We start from the raw sequence: 2,503 nt of genomic DNA, 5'->3' as shown, positions 1-2,503 counted from the left end.
TCACGGAGACGCCGGCGGCCGGCACGGTCGAGGAGCTCGCCGCGCTGCAACGGCTCGTGGACGACGGCGCCTGCGTGCACGTCGCCGAGCAGTACCACCTGGAACCGCTGGTCAGCGCGCAGCTCGCGGTCGCGGCGTCCGGCCGGCTCGGCAGGGTGACCGACACGCACGTGGCGGTGGCGCACGACTACCACGGGATCAGCGTGCTGCGCCGGGCCCTGGGCGCCGGCTTCGAGGACGCCGAGATCACCGCCCGCCGCGACGCGCGCCGGGTGCTGCCGAGCCCCAGCCGGGCGGCCGACCCCGACGACCTCGCCCTGGTCGACACGGTGCACGCGACGGCATGGCTCGACTTCGGCGACCGGCTCGGCACCTACGAGTTCGACGACGTCCAGTACCGCTCCTGGGTGCGTTCCCCCACCCTGCTCGTGCGCGGCGAGCGGGGCGAGCTGCGCGACGACGTCGCCCGCACGGTCGGTGCCGACGGGCAGCCCCGTCGATCGGCGCTGGAGCGGGTGGCCGCGGGCGGCGCCGGCAGCCACGAGGGCCTGTTCCTGCGGGGCTACACGCTCGACGGCGAGTGGGTGCACCGCAACGAGTTCCGCCCGGCCCGCCTGCCCGACGACGAGCTGTCGATCGCGCGCATCGTCGCCGACATGGCCGACCACGTGCTGCACGGGGCGGCGGCGCCGTACTCCGTGGCCGAGGCGGCCCAGGACCAGTACCTGCAGCTCGAGGTGCGGCGTGCCGCGGCGTCGGGAGAACGGGTCCGGACCCGGCCTCAGGCCTGGGCGCACGGGCGCGTCTGCCGGCACGGCGAGGCATCGACTGAGTGAGACGTAGTATCGCTTGACCTGAGATCCGGTACCGGCGCACCATGGGGAGCATGACTCAGACCCCAGGGGTGACGGCGCCCGACTACGACCTCACGCAGCCGCTCGACATCGACTTCGCCGGCGTGTTCGCCGACATCACGGAGGAGGAGCGGGCCCAGCAGCTCGCCGTCCGCCGGTTCGTGCAGGACGAGGTCCTCCCCGTCATCGACGGCTACTGGGAGCGGTACGAGGTACCGATGGACCTGGTCAAGCGCATGGCCGAGCTGGACTTCCTGCGCGACGGCGTGGACGTGCCCGGCTTCCCGAAGATCTCGAAGATGGCCGAGGGCCTGTCCGCGATGGAGATGTCGCGCGGCGACGGCTCCGTGACCACGATCTGCGGCGTGCAGGGCGGCCTCGCGCTGCGCTCGATCGTCATGCTCGGCTCCGACGAGCAGATCGAGAAGTACGCCGGCCCGATGGCCCGTGGCGAGATCCTGGGCGCGTTCGCGCTGACCGAGCCCACGCACGGCTCGGACTCCGTGGGCCTGGAGACCTCCGCCGTGAAGGAGACGCGCGACGGCGTCGAGGGATACGTCATCAACGGCGAGAAGAAGTGGATCGGCTTCGGCTCGATCGGCGACATCTCCGTGGTCTGGGCGCGCGGCGAGGACGGCCAGGTGCACGGCTACATCGTCCCGCAGGACACCCCCGGGTACCGGGCCACGACGATCGAGGGCAAGCTCTCGCTGCGCGCCATCCACCAGGCCCACATCGTGCTGGACGACGTGTTCGTCCCGGCCGACAGCCTGCTGCCGAAGTCGCGCTCGTTCAAGGACACCGGCCGCGTCCTGTTCGCCACGCGCCTCGGGGTCGCCTGGGGCGCCGTCGGGCAGGCCATCGCCTGCTACGAGACCGCCGTGGCCTACTCCAAGCAGCGGGTGCAGTTCGGCCGGCCGCTGGCCGCCAGCCAGATGGTCCAGGAACGCCTCACCAAGATGCTGTCGATCCTCACGCAGATGCAGCTCCTCGTGAAGCAGATGACGCGGCTCGACGAGGCGGAGCAGCTCACCGGCCCGCAGGCGTCGCTCGCCAAGTACACCTGCACGCGCGGCGCTCGGGAGATCGCGGCGATCGCCCGCGACCTGCTCGGCGGCAACGGCATCCTGCTGGAGAACCGCGTGGCGCGGCACTTCGCCGACATCGAGGCCCTGCACACGTACGAGGGCACCGAGAGCATGCAGGCCCTGATCATCGGCCGCGAGATCACGGGTACCAGCGCCTTCGCCTGAGCAGTACCGGGGTAGGGACAACCCCACCCGCACCCGGTGGGGTCACTCAATGTGCCGGGGGCGCCGGGCCGCCTAGGGTCATGACCATGACCAGCGATGACGGCCCGGTGCCCCCGCCCCGCACCCTCGCGGAGCACGTCGCGCCCGCACTGACCTCGGGCGCGGACTTCTTCCGGGCGCCCTTCCACCCGGCCACCCGGCGCGCCGTCGCCTCGCTGGCCGTGGGGTGGGTGTGGCACCTGACCGCGGGCCTCACCGTCTGGATCCTCGTCCTGGTCTCGGCCGGGCTGGTCCCCGCGCTCGGCGTCGGCGTGCCGATGCTCGCCTTCTGTCTCGTCGTCGCCCGCCGGTTCGGCACCGCCGAGCGCGCTCGCGTCGCCCGCCAGACCGGCGTCC

At 72.5% G+C, this 2,503-nt stretch carries 2 protein-coding genes and 1 pseudogene; all 3 read left to right on the top strand.

The window, feature by feature from the left end:
• A partial coding sequence (locus PROKR_RS06700) for a hypothetical protein (RefSeq protein WP_051432747.1) occupies positions 1–836 on the top strand: 836 nt, incomplete at its 5' end.
• A 50-nt stretch (positions 837–886) separates the two neighbouring features.
• Positions 887–2,107, top strand: coding sequence for an acyl-CoA dehydrogenase family protein (locus PROKR_RS06695; protein ID WP_036960961.1), 1,221 nt, complete (start codon positions 887–889; stop codon positions 2,105–2,107).
• A gap of 86 nt (positions 2,108–2,193) precedes the next feature.
• Positions 2,194–2,503 (top strand): annotated as a pseudogene (locus PROKR_RS34115) (sensor histidine kinase); the annotation flags it as partial.

Source organism: Promicromonospora kroppenstedtii DSM 19349, from assembly GCF_000515355.1.
GTDB classification, from domain to species: Bacteria; Actinomycetota; Actinomycetes; order Actinomycetales; family Cellulomonadaceae; genus Promicromonospora; species Promicromonospora kroppenstedtii.
The sequence above is the reverse complement of the archived record's forward strand: the minus strand, read 5'-3'. Positions and strand labels throughout refer to the sequence as shown.

Bases quoted from the DNA above. Each gene is read 5' to 3' on its own strand.
- PROKR_RS06695 (WP_036960961.1), top strand. From the start codon at position 887: ATGACTCAGACCCCAGGGGTGACGGCGCCCGACTACGACCTCACGCAG.